Annotated in this window: 15 protein-coding genes; 13 read left to right on the top strand and 2 right to left on the bottom strand. The window is 57.2% G+C overall.

The window, feature by feature from the left end:
- Window positions 1–197 precede the first annotated feature (197 nt).
- From ACOTZD_RS18415 to gntU, 5 genes are all read left to right on the top strand, one after another.
- On the top strand, window positions 198–1235 hold the full coding sequence (locus ACOTZD_RS18415) for an oxidoreductase (protein ID WP_003861563.1): 1038 nt from the start codon (window positions 198–200) through the stop codon (window positions 1233–1235).
- 123 nt (window positions 1236–1358) lie between these two features.
- Window positions 1359–2054: a pirin family protein gene (locus ACOTZD_RS18410; protein WP_003861565.1), complete on the top strand. Its 696-nt coding sequence runs from the start codon at window positions 1359–1361 to the stop codon at window positions 2052–2054.
- Window positions 2055–2145: 91 nt separating this feature from the next.
- Window positions 2146–3141 carry a gluconate operon transcriptional repressor GntR gene (gene gntR, locus ACOTZD_RS18405; RefSeq protein ID WP_003861567.1) on the top strand — a complete coding sequence of 332 codons (996 nt, stop codon included), beginning with the start codon at window positions 2146–2148 and terminating at the stop codon, window positions 3139–3141.
- 126 nt (window positions 3142–3267) lie between these two features.
- The gene (gntK, locus tag ACOTZD_RS18400) at window positions 3268–3795 is read left to right on the top strand and encodes a gluconokinase (protein WP_003861569.1); all 528 of its coding nucleotides are present in this window, start codon (window positions 3268–3270) and stop codon (window positions 3793–3795) included.
- 3 nt (window positions 3796–3798) lie between these two features.
- Window positions 3799–5139: a gluconate transporter gene (gene gntU / locus ACOTZD_RS18395; protein WP_003861572.1), complete on the top strand. Its 1341-nt coding sequence runs from the start codon at window positions 3799–3801 to the stop codon at window positions 5137–5139.
- Between the two features lie 79 nt (window positions 5140–5218).
- Here the strand turns inward: gntU and yhgN are convergent, their stop codons facing one another.
- Window positions 5219–5812: an NAAT family transporter YhgN gene (yhgN, locus tag ACOTZD_RS18390; RefSeq protein ID WP_003861574.1), complete on the bottom strand. Its 594-nt coding sequence runs from the start codon at window positions 5810–5812 to the stop codon at window positions 5219–5221.
- 177 nt (window positions 5813–5989) lie between these two features.
- Between yhgN and asd the strand changes: the two genes are divergently transcribed.
- The 6 genes from asd (at window position 5990) to glgP (ending at window position 16701) form a co-directional block, all read left to right on the top strand.
- Window positions 5990–7093: an aspartate-semialdehyde dehydrogenase gene (gene asd / locus ACOTZD_RS18385; protein ID WP_003861575.1), complete on the top strand. Its 1104-nt coding sequence runs from the start codon at window positions 5990–5992 to the stop codon at window positions 7091–7093.
- A gap of 239 nt (window positions 7094–7332) precedes the next feature.
- On the top strand, window positions 7333–9519 hold the full coding sequence (gene glgB, locus ACOTZD_RS18380; RefSeq protein ID WP_174402177.1) for a 1,4-alpha-glucan branching enzyme: 2187 nt from the start codon (window positions 7333–7335) through the stop codon (window positions 9517–9519).
- On the top strand, window positions 9516–11489 hold the full coding sequence (gene glgX, locus ACOTZD_RS18375) for a glycogen debranching protein GlgX (RefSeq protein WP_171854113.1): 1974 nt from the start codon (window positions 9516–9518) through the stop codon (window positions 11487–11489). Before glgB ends, glgX begins: the two co-directional genes overlap by 4 nt.
- A gap of 17 nt (window positions 11490–11506) precedes the next feature.
- A complete protein-coding gene (gene glgC / locus ACOTZD_RS18370) occupies window positions 11507–12802 on the top strand; it encodes a glucose-1-phosphate adenylyltransferase (RefSeq protein ID WP_003861582.1) in 1296 nt (431 codons plus the stop codon).
- On the top strand, window positions 12802–14235 hold the full coding sequence (gene glgA / locus ACOTZD_RS18365; protein ID WP_022649646.1) for a glycogen synthase GlgA: 1434 nt from the start codon (window positions 12802–12804) through the stop codon (window positions 14233–14235). Before glgC ends, glgA begins: the two co-directional genes overlap by 1 nt.
- Before the next feature lie 18 nt (window positions 14236–14253).
- Window positions 14254–16701: a glycogen phosphorylase gene (gene glgP / locus ACOTZD_RS18360; RefSeq protein WP_023314966.1), complete on the top strand. Its 2448-nt coding sequence runs from the start codon at window positions 14254–14256 to the stop codon at window positions 16699–16701.
- Window positions 16702–16788: 87 nt separating this feature from the next.
- Here glgP and glpD read toward each other — a convergent pair whose 3' ends face one another.
- A complete protein-coding gene (glpD, locus tag ACOTZD_RS18355) occupies window positions 16789–18297 on the bottom strand; it encodes a glycerol-3-phosphate dehydrogenase (RefSeq protein ID WP_023314965.1) in 1509 nt (502 codons plus the stop codon).
- A 254-nt stretch (window positions 18298–18551) separates the two neighbouring features.
- Between glpD and glpE the strand changes: the two genes are divergently transcribed.
- Window positions 18552–18884 (top strand): thiosulfate sulfurtransferase GlpE, encoded by a 333-nt coding sequence (gene glpE, locus ACOTZD_RS18350; protein ID WP_003861590.1) that lies wholly within the window; start codon window positions 18552–18554, stop codon window positions 18882–18884.
- 47 nt (window positions 18885–18931) lie between these two features.
- The gene (glpG, locus tag ACOTZD_RS18345) at window positions 18932–19762 is read left to right on the top strand and encodes a rhomboid family intramembrane serine protease GlpG (RefSeq protein WP_003861592.1); all 831 of its coding nucleotides are present in this window, start codon (window positions 18932–18934) and stop codon (window positions 19760–19762) included.
- Window positions 19763–19777 lie beyond the last annotated feature (15 nt).

Raw genomic sequence — 19777 nt, 5'->3', positions numbered from 1 at the left:
ATCGCTATTTTTTGCAAAAAGTGTTGGACAAGTGCGAATGAGAATGATTATTATTGCTCTGCGTTCAGGAAGACCTCCTACGGGAACCTGAAAGCACGACATTGCTCACATTGCTTCCAGTATTACTTTAGCCAGCTTTTAGCTGGCTTTTTTTTTGTTATGGTTAGACTCAGCAACCTTCGAAAAAGGACTGAGCCATGACACTACACTGCGCATTTATTGGATTTGGCAAAAGCACCACGCGTTACCACCTTCCGTATGTTCTCAACCGTAAAGAGACCTGGCACGTCGCTCATATCTACCGCCGCAGCGCGAAGCCGGAAGAACAGTCTCCGCAGTATTCCCATATTCATTTCACCAGCGATCTTGATGAAGTGTTAAATGATCCGCAGGTGAAGCTGGTGGTGGTCTGTACCCACGCCGACAGCCACTTTGACTACGCGAAACGCGCGCTGGAAGCAGGTAAAAACGTGCTGGTGGAAAAACCGTTCACTCCGACCATCGCCGAAGCGAAGGAACTCTTTGCGCTGGCGAAAAGCAAAGGCCTGACCGTCACGCCGTACCAGAACCGACGCTTTGACAGCTGCTTCCTGACGGCGAAAAAGGCGATTGAGAGCGGCAAACTCGGCGAGATCGTGGAAATCGAAAGCCACTTCGATTACTACCGCCCGGTGGCGGAAACCCAGCCCGGACTGCCGCAGGACGGGTCGTTCTACGGTCTGGGCGTGCACACCATGGACCAGATTATTTCCCTGTTTGGCCGCCCGGACCACGTGGCGTATGACATCCGCAGCCTGCGCAATAAGGCCAACCCGGACGATACCTTTGAAGCACAGCTGTTCTACGGCGATCTCAAAGCCATCGTGAAAACCAGCCATCTGGTGAAAATCGACTACCCGAAATTTATCGTTCACGGCAAGAAAGGCTCCTTTATCAAGTACGGCATTGACCAGCAGGAGACCAGCCTGAAGGCCAATATCATGCCGGGTGAACCGGGCTTTGCGGCAGATGATTCCGTGGGCGTGCTGGAGTACGTGAACGACGAGGGCGTGACGGTCAGGGAAGAGCTGAAGCCGGAAACGGGCGACTATGGACGCGTCTATGATGCGCTGTTTGAGACCCTCACAAACGGCACGGCGAATTACGTCAAGGAATCTGACGTTCTGACCAACCTGGAAATCCTCGAACGGGCCTTCGAACAGGCTTCTCCTGCCACGGTAACCCTCGCGAAATAAGCAAAAACGGCTCCTCTGCGCTTGTTCACAATTTTTGAACAGAGGAGTCAATTTTCACCCTCTATGATCCCAGGGCGTTTGCGTCCACACTTACTCCATCGAAACGAACTGAGGGTGAAAACAATGATCTACTTACGCAAAGCAAACGAACGTGGTCACGCGAATCATGGCTGGCTGGACTCATGGCATTCATTCTCGTTTGCCGACTACTACGACCCGAACTTCATGGGCTTCTCCGCACTGCGCGTGATTAACGATGACGTGATTGATGCAGGCCAGGGCTTCGGTACCCACCCGCACAAAGACATGGAAATCCTGACCTATGTGCTGGAAGGGGCGGTTGAGCACCAGGACAGCATGGGCAACAAAGAGCAGGTTCCGGCGGGCGAGTTCCAGATTATGAGCGCGGGGACCGGGGTGCGTCACTCTGAGTACAACCCGAGCAAAACGGAAAAACTGCACCTGTATCAAATCTGGATCATTCCAGAAGAGACCGGCATCACGCCACGCTACGAGCAGCGCCGCTTCGACGCGAAACAGGGCAAACAGCTGGTGCTCTCGCCGGATGCGCGTGAAGGTTCCCTGAAAGTGCATCAGGATATGGAGCTGTACCGCTGGGCGCTGGCGAAAGATGAACAGTCTGTGCACCAGATCGCCGCCAACCGCCGCGTGTGGATCCAGGTGGTGAAAGGGGAGGTGTCCATCAATGGCACCAAAGCGACAACCGCCGATGGTCTGGCCGTCTGGGATGAGCAGGCGCTCTCCGTGCATGCCGACAGCGAAAGTGAAATTCTGCTGTTTGACCTGCCGCCGGTCTAAATAATTTCTCAACCTTCCCTTTAAACGGGGAAGGTTGAGCTTTGTCCGTGATAAACTGAGCAAATCTCTCACTTCAAGATTTCTCAGGACGATGAAAAAGAAACGCCCCGTACTTCAGGATGTCGCCGATCGCGTCGGTGTGACCAAAATGACGGTCAGCCGTTTTTTACGTAACCCGGAACAGGTTTCCGTGGCGTTGCGTGGCAAGATTGCCGCCGCCCTTGATGAACTGGGTTATATCCCCAACCGCGCGCCCGATATTCTCTCCAATGCGACCAGCCGTGCGGTGGGTGTCCTGCTTCCTTCCTTAACCAACCAGGTATTCGCCGAAGTGCTGCGTGGCATCGAAAGCGTCACCGATGCGTTTGGCTATCAGACCATGCTCGCCCACTACGGGTACAAGCCGGAACTGGAAGAGGAACGTCTTGAATCGATGCTTTCCTGGAACATCGACGGCCTGATTTTAACGGAACGTACTCACACCCCGCGCACGCTGAAAATGATTGAAGTGGCAGGCATTCCGGTGGTGGAGCTGATGGACAGCCAGTCGCCGTGCCTCGACATCGCCGTGGGGTTCGATAACTTTGAAGCGGCGCGTCAGATGACGGCGGCGATCATCGCCCGCGGTCATCGCCATGTGGCCTATCTGGGTGCGCGTCTGGATGAACGTACTATCATCAAACAGAAGGGATACGAGCAGGCGATGCTCGACGCCGGTTTAACCCCGTACAGCGTGATGGTGGAGCAATCTTCTTCTTACACGTCGGGTATTGAGCTGATGCGTCAGGCGCGACGCGAGTATCCGCAACTGGACGGTATTTTCTGTACCAACGATGACCTTGCGGTCGGCGCGGCGTTTGAGTGCCAGCGTCTGGGTTTAAAAATCCCGGATGATATGGCGATTGCCGGTTTCCACGGCCACGACATTGGCCAGGTGATGGAGCCGCGTCTGGCGAGCGTCCTGACCCCGCGTGAACGCATGGGCCGCATTGGTGCAGAACGCCTGCTGGCGCGCATTCGTGGTGAGGCAGTTACCCCTAAAATGTTAGATTTAGGTTTCACCTTGTCACCGGGTGGATCTATTTAATCCGACAAATTTGAAGTAGCTCACACTTATTCACTTCGCGCACGTTTGGATATTGCTTCTCTTATGCCCCGGCAGGACAATGTTACCGATAACTGTTACCCGTAACAATTGACTGAGGGACACCCTTTGAGCACGACTAATCACGATCACCACGTTTACGTCCTGATGGGCGTGTCCGGTAGCGGTAAATCTGCCGTGGCGAGCGAAGTGGCGCATCAACTCCAGGCTGCGTTTCTTGATGGTGACTTCCTCCATCCGCGTAGCAACATCATGAAAATGGCTTCCGGCGAGCCGCTGAACGACGACGACCGCAAACCGTGGTTGCAGGCGCTGAATGACGCCGCGTTCGCGATGCAGCGCACCAATAAAGTCTCCCTGATCGTCTGTTCCGCGCTGAAAAAAACCTATCGCGACCTGCTGCGCGACGGCAACCCGAACCTCTCTTTCATCTACCTGAAAGGCGATTTCGGGGTGATTGAAAGCCGCCTGAAGGCCCGTAAAGGCCACTTCTTTAAAACCCAGATGCTGGTAACGCAGTTCGAAGCGTTGCAGGAGCCGGGTGCTGACGAGCAGGATGTCTTAGTGGTTGATATCGATCAGCCGCTGGAAGGTGTTGTTGCCAGCACCATCGAGGTTATTAATAAAAGGCAGTAAGTTTTGAGTACATTAACGCTAGTTTTGACAGCAGTGGGTTCCGTATTGCTGCTGCTGTTTTTAGTGATGAAGGCACGTATGCACGCCTTCGTTGCTTTGATGGTGGTTTCTATTGGTGCTGGTCTCTTTTCCGGCATGCCGCTCGACAAAATCGCGGCGACGATGGAAAAAGGGATGGGCGGCACGCTCGGCTTCCTGGCCATTGTGGTGGCACTGGGCGCGATGTTTGGCAAGATTTTGCACGAGACGGGCGCGGTCGATCAGATTGCCGTCAAGATGCTGAAATCCTTCGGGCACAGCCGTGCGCACTACGCGATTGGTCTGGCCGGTCTGATTTGCGCGCTGCCGCTGTTCTTTGAAGTGGCCGTTGTGCTGCTGATAAGCGTGGCGTTCTCCATGGCGCGCCATACTGGTACTAACCTCGTGAAGCTGGTCATTCCGCTGTTTGCGGGCGTGGCGGCTGCGGCGGCGTTCCTGCTGCCGGGGCCTGCGCCGATGCTGCTGGCCTCCCAGATGCATGCTGACTTTGGCTGGATGATCCTGATTGGCCTGTGTGCGGCGATCCCGGGGATGATTATCGCCGGTCCGCTGTGGGGAAACTTCATCAGCCGTTACGTTGAGCTGCACATTCCGGACGACATCACCGAGCCGCACCTGGGCGAGGGTAAAATGCCGTCCTTCGGCTTCAGTCTGTCGCTGATCCTGCTGCCGCTGGTGCTGGTGGGCCTGAAAACCATCGCTGCACGCTTTGTGCCGGTGGGGTCAACCGCTTACGAATGGTTCGAATTTATTGGTCATCCGTTCACTGCGATTCTGGTGGCGTGTCTGGTCGCGATTTACGGCCTGGCAATGCGTCAGGGCATGCCGAAAGACCGCGTGATGGAGATTTGCGGCGCCGCGCTGCAACCGGCGGGGATTATCCTGCTGGTGATCGGGGCGGGCGGCGTGTTCAAGCAGGTGCTGGTGGATTCCGGCGTTGGCCCGGCGCTGGGCGAAGCGCTGACCGGAATGGGCCTGCCGATTGCGGTCACCTGCTTTGTGCTGGCCGCGGCGGTGCGTATCATTCAGGGCTCCGCGACCGTGGCGTGCTTAACCGCCGTGGGTCTGGTAATGCCGGTGATTGAACAGCTGAACTACTCCGGCGCACAGATGGCGGCGCTCTCTATCTGTATCGCGGGTGGCTCGATTGTGGTGTCTCACGTGAACGATGCAGGCTTCTGGCTGTTCGGTAAATTTACCGGCGCAACCGAAGCGCAAACCCTGAAAACCTGGACGCTGATGGAAACCATCCTCGGCACGACGGGTGCGGTTGTCGGGATGATTGCGTTTACGCTGCTGAGCTGATCCCGATTTTCTCCCTCTCCCACGGGGAGAGGGAGCAAACACTAAAAACGGCAATCAAGGATTGCCGTTTTGCTTTTATCTATCCTTTCATCCACGCCCGTATCCCGTCCAGGAACATCTGCGTTGCCATCATTACCAGAATCAGCCCCATCAGGCGCTCCAGCGCGTTCACCCCTTTCTCACCCAGCAGGCGCAGGAATAGCGACGACTGCAACAGGATAATAAACGTCCCGCCCCAGGCGATCAGCAGGGCAATCACCAGATGGCTCATCTGATTCGGATACTGATGCGACAGCAGCATCAGCGTGGCCAGAATCGTTGGCCCGGCGACCAGCGGAATCGCCAGCGGCACGATAAACGGCTCTTCACCCGCAGGCAGGCCGCTGCTGCTGCCCTCCGCGCTCGGGAAAATCATCTTAATGGCAATCAGGAACAAAATGATCCCGCCGGAAATGGAGACCGTTTCGGCGCGTAAGTTCAGGAAAGCGAGAATTTTTTCACCGGCGAACAGGAAGATAAACATCACCAGCAGGGCGATGAGCAGCTCGCGGATCATGATCGCCCGACGGCGCTTCGGCTCGGTGTGCTTCAGCACCGACATGAAGATCGGCAGATTACCGAGCGGATCCATAATCAGGATCAATAAAACCGCTGCGGAAATGATTTCACTCATCTTAAATTATCCCTGATACTTATTGTGGTCATTGCGATGATTAGCACTTTTTCTGATTGCCGGGCAATCATCGATTAATTTCGCTTGCGACTTTGGCAGCATTTTGTAATGTGAAGCATATCCCAGTTCAATACTGGCTTGCACAATCAGCACACACCCCTTGCAGGAAAAAATGCTATGAAAAACGTTGGTTTTATCGGCTGGCGCGGTATGGTCGGCTCTGTACTCATGCAACGCATGGTTGAAGAGCGCGATTTCGACGCCATCCGCCCGGTCTTCTTCTCCACTTCCCAGCTCGGCCAGGCTGCACCGTCCTTTGGGGGTACCACAGGCACGTTGCAGGATGCTTACGACCTGGAGGCGCTGAAGGCACTCGACATTATTGTGACCTGCCAGGGCGGCGATTATACCAACGAAATCTATCCGAAGCTGCGTGAAAGCGGCTGGCAGGGCTACTGGATTGACGCGGCCTCTTCGCTTCGCATGAAAGACGATGCCATCATTATTCTCGACCCGGTTAACCAGGGCGTCATCACCGACGGCCTGAACAACGGCGTGAAAACCTTTGTTGGCGGTAACTGCACCGTCAGCCTGATGCTGATGTCTCTCGGCGGTCTGTTCGCACAGGATCTGGTGGAGTGGGTCTCCGTGGCGACCTACCAGGCGGCGTCCGGCGGTGGCGCGCGTCATATGCGCGAGCTGCTGACCCAGATGGGCCAGCTGCACCAGAGCGTCGCTGCCGAGCTGGCAGACCCGGCGTCCGCGATCCTCGATATCGAGCGTAAAGTCACTCAGCTCACCCGCAGCGGCGAGCTGCCGGTGGATAACTTCGGCGTACCGCTGGCCGGCGGCCTGATCCCGTGGATAGACAAACAGCTGGATAACGGCCAGACCCGCGAAGAGTGGAAGGGCCAGGCTGAGACCAACAAAATCCTCGGCACCGCGAACACCATTCCGGTTGACGGTCTGTGCGTGCGTATCGGCGCGCTGCGCTGCCACAGCCAGGCCTTCACCATTAAACTGAAAAAAGATGTGTCTATTCCGACCGTGGAAGAGCTGCTGGCCGCGCATAACCCGTGGGCGAAAGTGGTGCCAAACGATCGCGATATCACCATGCGCGAACTGACCCCGGCAGCCGTCACCGGCACGCTGACCACCCCGGTTGGCCGCCTGCGCAAGCTGAACATGGGGCCGGAGTACCTCTCCGCGTTCACCGTTGGCGACCAGCTTCTGTGGGGTGCCGCCGAGCCGCTGCGCCGCATGCTGCGCCAGCTGGCGTAATAATTTGTTAAACACGGGGGGTGATTGTCACCCCCTTTTTTTGCGTACTACATGGAGTAAAACGCAGATGTCTTATTTTTTATCAGGAGGACCCACGACGTTGGCTATGCTTTAAGGAAGATTTATTTCTCACCTGAGGGTAGGGCGGAGCAGAGAGGATTAACTGCACCGTTTAGGTCACATTAAAAGTCGTCCCGGAGCGCGTAAAAAGGGCGACATAAAAAAACAGGATGAATACCATGTCCGATCGTATTTCGAGAGACGTGATTAATGCGCTTATTGCGGGTCACTTTGCCGACCCCTTTTCTGTGCTAGGGATGCACCGTACAGAGGCCGGACTGGAAGTTCGTGCGCTGTTACCGGATGCAACAGAAGTGTGGGTTATCGAACCCAAAACCGGCCGCAAGGTGGGTAATCTGGAATGCCTCGACTCGCGTGGCTTCTTCTCGGGCGTCATGCCCCGCCGTAAAAATCCTTTTCGTTATCAGCTTGCCGTTATCTGGCACGGTCAGCAAAACCTGATTGACGATCCCTATAGCTTCGGCCCGCTTTTAAAAGAGATGGACGCCTGGCTGCTGTCCGAAGGGACCCATTTACGCCCTTACGAAACGCTGGGTGCCCATGCGGATACCATGGACGGTATCACCGGCACGCGTTTTGCCGTATGGGCGCCAAACGCCCAGCGCGTCTCCGTTGTCGGGCAGTTCAACTACTGGGACGGTCGTCGTCACCCCATGCGCCTGCGCCGGGAAACCGGCATCTGGGAGCTGTTTATCCCCGGCGCGCACAACGGTCAGCTCTACAAATTCGAGATGATCGATGCCAACGGCAAGCTGCGCATTAAATCTGACCCGTACGCCTTTGAGGCCGAACTGCGCCCGAATACCGCCTCGCTGATTTGCGGCCTGCCGGAGAAGGTTGTCCAGACGGAAGAGCGCAAGCAGGCTAACCGCTTTGATGCGCCGATCTCCGTCTATGAAGTGCATCTCGGCTCGTGGCGTCGCCACACCGATAACAACTTCTGGCTGAGCTATCGCGAGCTGGCGGACCAGCTGGTGCCGTACGCCAAATGGATGGGCTTTACGCACCTGGAACTGCTGCCGATCAACGAGCACCCGTTCGACGGCAGCTGGGGCTATCAGCCAACCGGGCTGTATGCGCCTACGCGCCGCTTTGGTACGCGCGATGACTTCCGCTATTTCATCGATGCCGCGCACGCCGCCGGGCTGAACGTCATCCTCGACTGGGTGCCGGGCCACTTCCCGTCGGATGATTTTGCGCTGGCAGAGTTCGACGGCACAAAGCTTTACGAGCACAGCGACCCGCGCGAAGGCTATCACCAGGACTGGAACACGCTGATCTACAACTACGGTCGCCGTGAAGTATCGAACTACCTGGTCGGGAACGCGCTGTACTGGATCGAGCGTTTCGGCATTGATGCCCTGCGCGTCGATGCGGTGGCGTCGATGATTTACCGCGACTACAGCCGCAAAGAGGGTGAGTGGATCCCGAACGAGTATGGCGGGCGTGAAAACCTCGAAGCGATTGAGTTTCTGCGCAACACCAACCGCATCATCGGGGAGCAGGTGGAAGGTGCCGTGACCATGGCGGAAGAGTCCACCGACTTCCCGGGCGTTTCCCGTCCACCGTCAATGGGCGGACTGGGCTTCTGGTACAAGTGGAACCTCGGCTGGATGCACGACACGCTCGACTACATGAAGCTCGACCCGGTTTATCGTCAGTATCACCACGATAAGCTCACTTTCGGGCTGCTCTACAACTACACCGAAAACTTCATGCTGCCGCTGTCGCACGATGAAGTGGTGCACGGCAAGAAATCCATTCTCGACCGCATGCCGGGGGACGCGTGGCAGAAGTTTGCCAACCTGCGCGCCTACTACGGCTGGATGTTCGCCTTCCCGGGCAAAAAGCTGCTGTTTATGGGCAACGAATTTGCGCAGGGGCGCGAATGGAACCACGATACCAGCCTTGACTGGCATCTGCTGGAAGGCGCGGACAACTGGCACCACGGCGTACAGCGTCTGGTCCGTGACCTGAACCTGACCTATCGCCACCACAAAGCGCTGCACGAGCTGGACTTTGATCCGTACGGCTTTGAGTGGCTGGTGGTGGACGACCACGAGCGCTCGGTGTTTGTCTTTGCGCGCCGCGACAAGGCGGGTAACGAGATCATCGTCGCCAGCAACTTCACGCCAGTGCCGCGTGAACACTACCGCTTCGGCATTAACCAGCCGGGCAAATGGCGCGAAATTCTCAATACCGACTCCATGCACTACCACGGCAGCAATGCGGGTAACGGCGTGCTGGTGCAGAGCGATGCCATTGAAAGCCATGGCCGTCCGAACTCCCTGAGCCTGACGCTGCCGCCGCTTGGCACAATCTGGCTGGTGCGGGAGGGAGAATGACGCAGCTTACGGCAGGTAAACCCGAACCGCTCGGGGCGAGTTTTGACGGAAAGGGGGTGAACTTCACGCTCTTTTCCGCCCATGCGGAGCGGGTGGAACTCTGTGTGTTTGACGGGGAAGGTAACGAGCACCGTTACGATTTACCGGCGCGCACGGGGGATACCTGGCATGGCTACCTGGCCGGAGGACGGCCGGGGATGCACTACGGTTTTCGCGTACACGGCCCCTGGGAGCCCTCTCAGGGGCACTGGTTTAACCCGGCGAAGCTGCTGATTGACCCTTGTGCGCACCGGGTGGACGGTGAGTTTAAAGATGACCCGCTGTTCCACGTTGGCTACGGCGAACCTGACCACCGCGACAGCGCGCCCGTCGCGCCCAAAAGCGTGGTGGTGCACGATCTCTACGACTGGGAAGACGATGCCCCGCCGCGTACGCCTTGGGGCAACACCGTTATTTATGAAGCCCACGTTAAAGGGCTGACGTATCTGCACCCGTCAATTCCCAAAGAGATGCGCGGCACCTACAAAGCGCTTGGGCATCCGACGATGGTCGCGTACCTGAAGCACTTAGGGATCACCGCGCTGGAGCTGTTGCCCGTGGCGCATTTCGCCAGCGAGCCGCGGCTACAGCGTCTCGGGTTAAGCAACTACTGGGGCTACAACCCGCTGGCGTTGTTCGCCCTCGATCCGCGTTATGCGGTGAATCCTGAGAAGGCGCGGGATGAGTTTCGCGATGCGGTGAAAGCGCTTCACGCGGCGGGTATCGAGGTCATTCTGGACGTGGTGTTGAACCACAGTGCGGAAAGCGATCTTGACGGCCCGACGCTCTCACAGCGCGGAATCGATAACCGTAGCTATTATTGGATCAGGGACGACGGCGATTACGAGAACTGGACCGGGTGCGGTAACACCCTCAACCTCAGTCATCCGGCCGTTACGCATTACGCGTACGAGTGCCTGAAATACTGGGTTGAGACGTTCCACGTGGACGGTTTTCGCTTCGACCTGGCGCCAGTGATGGGGCGCACCCCGGCGTTCAGCCAGCAGGCGCCGCTGTTTGAGGCCATCAAAAACTGCCCGGTGCTTTCAAAGGTGAAGCTGATTGCGGAGCCCTGGGACATCGGCGAGGGCGGTTATCAGGTGGGGAACTTCCCGCCGCTGTTTGCCGAGTGGAACGACCACTTTCGCGATGCTGTCCGCCGCTTCTGGCTGACGCGCGATCTGTCGCTGGGGGAGTTTGCCGGTCGCTTTGCCGGCTCCAGCGATCTCTTTAAGCGTGACGGCAAACGTCCGTCGGCCACCATTAACCTGGTGACGGCGCACGACGGTTTTACGCTGCGCGACTGCGTTTGTTTCAATCAGAAACACAATGAGGCAAACGGCGAGGAGAATCGCGATGGGACTAACAATAACCATAGCTTTAACCATGGTATAGAAGGGTTAGGCGGAAGTCTGGATGTGATCGAGCGGCGACGCGCCAGCGTTCATGCGCTGCTGACGACGCTTTTGTTGTCGCAGGGCACGCCGATGCTGCTGGCGGGCGATGAGCACGGCCACAGCCAGCACGGCAACAACAACGCCTATTGCCAGGACAACACCCTGACCTGGCTCGACTGGGGAGAAGCGAACAGCGGGCTGACCCATTTCACCGCGGCGCTGATCCATCTTCGCCAGCACATCCCCGCGCTCACCGCCGACCGCTGGTGGGAAGAGGGCGACGGCAACGTTCGCTGGCTGAATAAAGACGCGCAACCGTTAAGCGCGCAAGAGTGGCAACACGGCATACCCTGTCTGCAAATCCTGCTTTCGGATGCGTGGCTGGTGACGCTGAACGCGACGGATGACGTCGCAGAGATTGTTTTACCTGACGGGGAGTGGCGAGCCATTCCTCCCTTTGCCGGAGCGGATAATCCGGTTGTTATGGCTGTCTGGCACGGGCCTGCGCACGGAGTGTGCGTATTCCAAAGATGATAAAAAAGGAGTTAGTCATGGTTAGATTAGAGAAGAACGATCCGTTAATGTTGGCGCGCCAGCTACCATTAAAAACAGTTGCCCTGATACTCGCGGGCGGGCGTGGTACCCGTCTGAAAGATTTGACCATCAAGCGCGCTAAACCGGCCGTTCACTTTGGTGGTAAGTTCCGTATTATCGATTTTGCACTGTCAAACTGCCTGAACTCAGGCATTCGCCGTATTGGCGTCATTACCCAATATCAGTCGCACACGCTGGTGCAGCACATTCAGCGCGGCTGGTCATTCTTCAGCGAAGAGATGAACGAGTTTGTCGATCTGCTCCCGGCGCAGCAGCGCGTTCACGGGGAGAACTGGTACCGCGGCACGGCGGATGCCGTGACCCAAAACCTCGACATCATTCGCCGCTACAACGCGGAATACATCGTTATCCTCGCCGGGGACCACATCTACAAGCAAGATTACTCCCACATGCTGATCGACCACGTCGAAAAAGGGGCGCGCTGCACCGTGGCGTGCCTGCCGGTGCCTGTTGCGGAAGCAACCGCGTTTGGCGTGATGCATGTAGATGGCGACGACAAGATTATCGACTTTGTCGAAAAACCGGCGAACCCGCCAACCATGCCGGGAGACGACACCAAATCCCTCGCCAGCATGGGGATCTATGTCTTTGACGCCGATTATCTTTATGAACTGCTGGAAGAGGACGACAAAGACGAGAACTCCAGTCACGACTTCGGCAAAGACATTATCCCGAAAATTACCAAAGCTGGCATGGCGTATGCACACCCCTTCCCGCTGTCCTGCGTGCAGTCCGATCCGAATGCGGAACCTTACTGGCGCGATGTGGGAACGCTGGAAGCGTACTGGAAAGCCAACCTCGATCTTGCGTCCGTCACGCCTGAGCTGGATATGTACGACCAGAACTGGCCGATTCGCACCCATATGGAATCGCTGCCGCCGGCGAAGTTCGTCCAGGACCGCTCCGGCAGCCATGGTATGACGCTCAACTCGCTGGTCTCTGGCGGGTGCATTATCTCCGGTTCGGTGGTGGTGCAGTCCGTGCTGTTCCCGCGCGTGCGTATAAACTCATTCTGTAATATCGATTCGGCAGTCCTGCTGCCGGATGTATGGGTAGGGCGCTCATGTCGTCTGCGTCGCTGCGTTATCGACCGTGCCTGCGTCATTCCCGAAGGGATGGTGATTGGGGAAAACGCGGAAGAAGATGCGCGTCGTTTCTACCGTTCGGAAGAGGGGATCGTGTTAGTAACACGGGAAATGTTGCGGAAGCTGCAAATCAAACAGGAGCGATGATGCAGGTTTTACACGTATGTTCTGAGATGTTCCCGTTGTTAAAAACGGGCGGACTGGCGGATGTTCTTGGTGCACTACCGGCGGCGCAAATTGCCGGAGGGGTGGATACCCGCGTGTTGTTGCCCGCTTTTCCGGATATCCGGCGTGGTATTCCCGATGCAAAGGTTGTTACCCGTCGCGAGACCTTCGCGGGACGTATCACCCTGCTGTTTGGACATTACAATGGCGTAGGGATTTACCTGATTGATGCCCCGCATTTATACGATCGACCCGGCAGCCCGTATCACGATACCAACCTGTACGCCTATACCGATAACGTGCTGCGCTTTGCCCTGCTCGGCTGGGTGGGGGCGGAGATGGCCGTCGGGCTGGATCCGTTCTGGCGTCCGAACGTGGTGCACGCGCACGACTGGCACGCGGGGCTGGCTCCTGCGTATCTGGCGGCGAAGGGGCACCCGGCCAAATCGGTGTTTACGGTGCACAACCTGGCGTATCAGGGCATGTATTACGCGCATCATATGAATGACATCGATCTGCCATGGTCGTTCTTTAACATGCACGGGCTGGAGTTTAACGGACAGATTTCGTTTCTGAAGGCGGGTCTGTACTACGCCGACCATATCACGGCGGTCAGCCCAACCTACGCGCGTGAAATTACCCAGCCGGAGTTCGGTTACGGTATGGAAGGGCTGCTGCAACAGCGCCACCGTGAAGGTCGTCTGTCGGGCATTCTGAACGGCGTAGATGAACAGATCTGGAATCCGGAAACGGACCTCCTGCTGGCGGCGCGCTATGGACGCGACTCCGTGGAGGACAAAGCGGAGAACAAGCGCCAGCTACAGATTGCGATGGGGCTGAAGGTCAACGACAAGGTACCGCTGTTTGCGGTGGTCAGCCGCCTGACCAGCCAGAAAGGGCTGGATCTGGTGCTGGAAGCGCTGCCGGGATTACTGGAGCAAGGTGGGCAACTGGCGCTGCTCGGCGCGGGCGACCCGGTATTGCAGGAAGGTTTCCTTGCGGCCGCGGCGGAACATCCGGGGCAGGTGGGCGTGCAGATTGGCTATCACGAAGCGTTCTCGCACCGCATCATGGGCGGCGCGGACGTGATTCTGGTGCCGAGCCGTTTCGAGCCCTGCGGCCTGACGCAGCTCTATGGTCTGAAATACGGTACGTTGCCGCTGGTACGCCGCACGGGCGGGCTGGCGGATACGGTGTCTGACAGCTCCCTGGAAAACCTGGCGGATGGTATCGCCAGCGGGTTTGTTTTCGAGGACAGTAATGCCTGGTCGCTGCTTCGGGCGATCCGGCGTGCTTTCGTCTTGTGGTCCCGTCCATCCCTGTGGCGTTACGTACAACGTCAGGCGATGTCCATGGACTTTGGCTGGCACGTTGCGGCGCAGTCCTACCGCGACCTTTATCAACGCTTGATGTAACGAGGCGAAGTTACTGATATGAATGCTCCATTTAGCTACTCTTCCCCCACGCTCAGCGTTGAGGCGTTGAAACACTCCATCGCCTATAAGCTGATGTTTACCATTGGGAAAGATCCCGTTATTGCCAACAAACATGAGTGGCTGAACGCCACGCTGTTTGCGGTGCGCGACCGTATGGTCGAACGCTGGCTGCGCTCCAACCGCGCCCAGCTTTCGCAGGAGACGCGACAGGTGTATTACCTGTCGATGGAGTTTCTGATTGGTCGCACCCTCTCCAATGCGCTGTTATCGCTCGGGATTTATGACGACGTCAAAAACGCACTGGAAGAGATGGGGCTGGATTTAGAAGAGCTGATTGACGAAGAGAACGACCCGGGGCTGGGTAACGGTGGTCTCGGGCGTCTTGCCGCCTGCTTCCTCGATTCACTGGCGACGCTGGCGCTGCCGGGGCGCGGCTACGGTATTCGCTACGACTACGGCATGTTCAAGCAGAACATCGTGGATGGCCGTCAGAAAGAGTCCCCGGACTACTGGCTGGAGTACGGTAACCCGTGGGAGTTCAAGCGCCACAACACGCGCTACAAGGTGCGTTTTGGCGGGCGTATTCAGCAGGAAGGTAAAAAATCCCGCTGGGTGGAAACCGAGGAGATCCTGGCCGTGGCCTACGACCAGATCATCCCCGGCTACGACACCGATGCGACCAATACGCTGCGCCTGTGGAACGCGCAGGCCAGTAGCGAGATCAACCTGGGTAAATTCAACCAGGGCGACTACTTCGCGGCGGTGGAAGATAAAAACCACTCTGAGAACGTGTCCCGCGTCCTGTATCCGGATGACTCGACCTACTCAGGCCGCGAGCTGCGCCTGCGTCAGGAGTATTTCCTCGTCTCGGCAACGATTCAGGATATCCTTAGCCGTCACTATCAGCTGCACAAAACCTATGCGAATCTGGCGGAAAAAACCGCTATTCACCTCAACGATACCCATCCGGTGCTGTCGATCCCTGAGCTGATGCGCCTGCTGATTGACGAGCATAAGTTCAGCTGGGATGACGCGTTTGAAGTAACCTGCCAGGTGTTCTCGTACACCAACCATACGCTGATGAGTGAAGCGCTGGAGACGTGGCCGGTGGATATGCTCGGCAAAATTCTGCCGCGCCATCTGCAAATCATCTTCGAGATCAATGACTACTTCCTCAAGACCTTGCAGGAGCAGTACCCGAACGATACCGGTCTGCTGAGCCGCGCCTCGATCATTGATGAATCCAACGGGCGTCGCGTACGCATGGCCTGGCTGGCGGTGGTGATCAGCCACAAGGTCAACGGCGTATCAGAGCTGCATTCGAACCTGATGGTGCAGTCGCTGTTTGCGGACTTCGCGAAGATCTTCCCGACGCGTTTCTGCAACGTGACCAACGGCGTCACCCCGCGCCGCTGGCTGGCGCTGGCGAACCAGCCGCTCTCCGACGTTCTGGATGAGAACATTGGCCGCACCTGGCGCACCGATTTGAGCCAGCTGAGCGAGCTTGAGCAGCACATCGATTTCCCGACGGTGAACAAAGCGGTACGGGAAGCCAAGCTGCTGAACAAGAAGCGTCTGGCGGTCTGGCTGGCGATGCATCTGAACGTGGTGGCGAACCCGAAAGCGCTGTTCGACGTGCAGATCAAACGTATCCACGAGTACAAGCGTCAGCTGATGAATGTCCTGCACGTCATTACCCACTACAACCGCATTAAGGCTGACCCGACGGCGGAGTGGGTGCCGCGTGTGAAAATCTTTGCCGGTAAGGCGGCCTCCGCGTATTACATGGCGAAGCACATCATTCATCTCATCAACGATGTGGCGAAGGTGGTGAACCACGATCCGGACATTGGCGATAAGCTGAAGGTAGTGTTTATCCCGAACTACAGCGTGAGCCTGGCGCAGCTGATCATTCCGGCGGCGGATCTCTCTGAGCAGATTTCCACGGCGGGGACGGAAGCATCCGGCACCAGCAACATGAAGTTTGCCCTGAACGGCGCGCTGACTATCGGCACGCTGGACGGCGCAAATGTCGAAATGCTGGAGCATGTGGGCGCGGAGAATATCTTTATCTTCGGGAATACGGCGGAAGAGGTGGAGGCGCTGCGCAAGCAGGGCTACTCGCCGCGTGAGTATTATGAAGAGGATGAAGAGTTACGCCAGGTGCTGACGCAAATCGCCACCGGAGTGTTTAACCCTGAGGAGCCTGGACGCTATCGTGACCTGGTGGACTCGCTGATTAACTTTGGCGATCACTATCAGGTGCTGGCGGATTACCGCAGCTACGTGGATTGTCAGGATAAGGTGGACGAACTGTACCGTCAGCAGGAGAAGTGGACCAGCACCGCGATGCATAACATCGCCAACATGGGCTACTTCTCGTCAGACAGGACCATCAAAGAGTATGCCGAGAATATCTGGCATATTGATCCGGTGCGGTTGTAAAAACAAAGCCCGGTGGCGCTGCGCTTACCGGGCCTACGGGATCGAGTAGGCCGGGTAAGGCGGAGCCGACACCCGGCTTTTTTTCAATTACGACGCCAGCGACAATTCACGCTTTCCCGCATGTTGCGCCAGCCACTGCGCCACGCGAGACTGCTGCTCGGCATTCAGCCACATCCCTTCTTTAGTACGACGCCAGATGGCATCGTCCAGACGGCGCACCCACTCGTGTTCCACCAGGTAGCGCAGCTCGGCTTCGTATAGCTCATGGCCAAAATGCTCGCCCAGATCGGCAATCTCTTTCGCGTCGCCGAGGAACAGTTCGGTGTTGCTGCCGTAGGTGCGGGCGTAGTGGCGCGCCATGCCTTCGGTAATGAACGGGAAGCGGCGACGCAGCTTCGCGGCGTAATCGTCGCGGTTATCGCCGATATCGCCGCCAGGCAGCACGGCGCCTTTCGTCCACGCCGGGCCGATGCCTTTGTAATACGGCGCCAGTTTCTCCAGCGCGTGCTCCGCCAGTTTACGGTAGGTGGTGAGCTTACCGCCAAACACGGAGAGCAGAGGCGCCTGACCGTCAACGTCGTGAATATCAAGCGTATAGTCACGGGTGATGGCCTGCGGTGAGTCAGACTCGTCATCACACAGCGGACGCACGCCGGAGTAGGTCCAGACCACGTCATCGCGCGCCAGCTGTTTCTTAAAGTGCGCGTTGTACACTTTCAACAGGTAGCTGACTTCACTCTCGTCGATCTCAACGTTTTTCGGATCGCCTTTGTACTCCACGTCGGTGGTGCCGATGATGGAGAACTCGTCCATCCACGGGATCACAAACACAATGCGCTTGTCTTCATTTTGCAGGATATAAGCCTGTTTCTGGGTATGCACGCGCGGCACCACGATGTGGCTGCCCTTAATCAGGCGGATGCCGTACGGTGAAGGCAGGTGCATGCCGTCGTCGAAGAACTGTTTCACCCACGGGCCGGTGGCATTCACCAGGCCGCGCGCTTTCCAGCTAAACTTCTCGCCGGTATCCACGTCTTCCGCTTCCACAATCCACAGGCCGTTTTCGCGGCGTGCGGCGGTGGCGCGGGTGCGGGTTTTCACCTCGCCGCCTTTCTTCTCGACCATCTGCGCGTTAGCCAGTACCAGACGCGCATCGTCCACCCAGCAGTCGGAATATTCGAAACCGCGCACGATTTCAGGCTTAAGGACCGATTCTGAGCCAAAACGCAAACCGGTTGAACCCGGCAGGCTGGTGCGTTTACCCAGATGATCGTACATAAACAGACCGATGCGGATCATCCACGCCGGACGCAGATGCGGGCGATGGGGCAGGCGGAAGCGCATCGGGATCGCCAGATGCGGGGCCATTTTCAGCAGCACTTCGCGTTCGGCCAGCGCTTCGCTGACCAGGCGGAATTCGTAGTGTTCCAGGTAGCGCAGGCCACCGTGGATCAGCTTGGAGCTGGCGGACGACGTCGCGCAGGCGAGATCGTTAGCTTCCAGCATCAGCACGGATAAACCGCGTCCTGCGGCATCAACCGCAATACCGGCACCGTTGATGCCACCGCCTATCACAATCAGATCTTTGGTTTCCATAACACCCTCATGCACTTTCGTTAAAGCTCAAAAATGTTCGATATCGCTCATAATAGCAAAGGAACGCGCTTTTGGTAACATCAAAAAAACAATTTAGAGTGATATGGATAACATAATGGCGTTTACCCGCCGCCAGGACGTACACTACGGGGTAAAATCGTGCGGTCTGATGCCCTCACCCCAGCCCTCTCCCTCCGGGAGAGGGTAGGGTGAGGGGAAAACCGCACCACACCTGAATATAAGATGAGAACACCATGGATCAGTTTGAATGTATTAACGTAGAAGAAGCCCACCAGAAGATGCACCAGGGAAAAGCGGTGCTGGTGGATATCCGCGATCCGCAGAGCTTTGCGATGGGCCACACGCCGGGCGCGTTCCATCTCACCAACGACACGCTGGGCGCGTTTATGCGCGATAACGACTTCGATACCCCGGTGATGGTGATGTGCTATCACGGCAACAGCAGTAAAGGCGCGGCGCAGTATCTGCTCCAGCAGGGTTACGAGGCGGTATACAGCGTCGATGGCGGCTTCGATGCCTGGCATCGTCATTTCCCGGCAGAAGTTGAATACGCGTTTGAGCGCTGATCCCGCTATACTGTCCCCTTTTGTGTGGAAATAAGCGACCGCTGCCCATGTTGATGATCACCTCTTTTAGCAACCCGCGCGTCGCCCAGGCGTTTGTCGACTATATGGCGACGCAGGGCATTATCCTGACTATTCAGCAGCATACACAGACGGATGTCTGGCTGGCAGACGAAAGCCAGGCTGGGCGCGTGAACGCCGAGCTGGCGCGTTTCCTGGAAAACCCGGGCGACCCGCGTTATCTGGCGGCAAGCTGGCAATCCGGCCAGACCGGCAGTGGCCTGCACTATCAACGTTTTCCGTTTCTCGCCACCCTCCGCGAGCGCGCAGGACCGTTTACGCTGCTTTTAATGGTAGCCTGCATCATCGTCTTCATTATTATGAGCGTGGTGGGTGACCAGAGCGTGATGATTGCCCTCGCATGGCCGTACGATCCCTCCCTGCAATTTGACGTCTGGCGCTACTTCACGCATGCGCTGATGCACTTCTCGGTGATGCATATCCTCTTTAACCTGCTGTGGTGGTGGTATCTCGGCGGGGCGGTGGAGAAGCGGCTCGGCAGCGGCAAGCTGATTGTGATCACCCTTATCAGCGCCCTGTTAAGCGGCTACGTGCAGCATAAATTCAGCGGTCCATGGTTTGGCGGGTTATCCGGCGTGGTGTACGCCCTGATGGGTTACGCCTGGCTCAGAGGCGAGCGCGACCCGGATAGCGGCATCTATTTACAACGTGGATTAATAACCTTTGCATTAATATGGCTTATTGCCGGATGGTTTGATCTGTTTGGTATGTCTATCGCCAATGGTGCGCACGTTACCGGCCTGGCGGTCGGGCTGGCGATGGCGCTGGCCGATACGCTCCATGCGCGAAAGCGAACATAATTCCCAGGGATATTT

This window comes from Enterobacter cloacae complex sp. SHL022 (assembly GCF_049237785.1).
Classification (GTDB): Bacteria; Pseudomonadota; Gammaproteobacteria; order Enterobacterales; family Enterobacteriaceae; genus Enterobacter; species Enterobacter hormaechei_C.
This window is presented reverse-complemented; position numbering and strand designations above follow the sequence as displayed.

What these genes read in the sequence shown, in the direction of transcription:
- glgB (WP_174402177.1), top strand. Translation starts at nt 7,333, where the DNA reads ATGTCCGATCGTATTTCGAGAGACGTGATTAATGCGCTTATTGCGGGT.
- glpE (WP_003861590.1), top strand. Translation starts at nt 18,552, where the DNA reads ATGGATCAGTTTGAATGTATTAACGTAGAAGAAGCCCACCAGAAGATG.
- asd (WP_003861575.1), top strand. Translation starts at nt 5,990, where the DNA reads ATGAAAAACGTTGGTTTTATCGGCTGGCGCGGTATGGTCGGCTCTGTA.
- glgC (WP_003861582.1), top strand. Translation starts at nt 11,507, where the DNA reads ATGGTTAGATTAGAGAAGAACGATCCGTTAATGTTGGCGCGCCAGCTA.
- glgA (WP_022649646.1), top strand. Translation starts at nt 12,802, where the DNA reads ATGCAGGTTTTACACGTATGTTCTGAGATGTTCCCGTTGTTAAAAACG.
- glpD (WP_023314965.1), bottom strand. Translation starts at nt 18,297, where the DNA reads ATGGAAACCAAAGATCTGATTGTGATAGGCGGTGGCATCAACGGTGCC.
- yhgN (WP_003861574.1), bottom strand. Translation starts at nt 5,812, where the DNA reads ATGAGTGAAATCATTTCCGCAGCGGTTTTATTGATCCTGATTATGGAT.
- glpG (WP_003861592.1), top strand. Translation starts at nt 18,932, where the DNA reads ATGTTGATGATCACCTCTTTTAGCAACCCGCGCGTCGCCCAGGCGTTT.
- ACOTZD_RS18410 (WP_003861565.1), top strand. Translation starts at nt 1,359, where the DNA reads ATGATCTACTTACGCAAAGCAAACGAACGTGGTCACGCGAATCATGGC.
- gntR (WP_003861567.1), top strand. Translation starts at nt 2,146, where the DNA reads ATGAAAAAGAAACGCCCCGTACTTCAGGATGTCGCCGATCGCGTCGGT.
- glgP (WP_023314966.1), top strand. Translation starts at nt 14,254, where the DNA reads ATGAATGCTCCATTTAGCTACTCTTCCCCCACGCTCAGCGTTGAGGCG.
- glgX (WP_171854113.1), top strand. Translation starts at nt 9,516, where the DNA reads ATGACGCAGCTTACGGCAGGTAAACCCGAACCGCTCGGGGCGAGTTTT.
- ACOTZD_RS18415 (WP_003861563.1), top strand. Translation starts at nt 198, where the DNA reads ATGACACTACACTGCGCATTTATTGGATTTGGCAAAAGCACCACGCGT.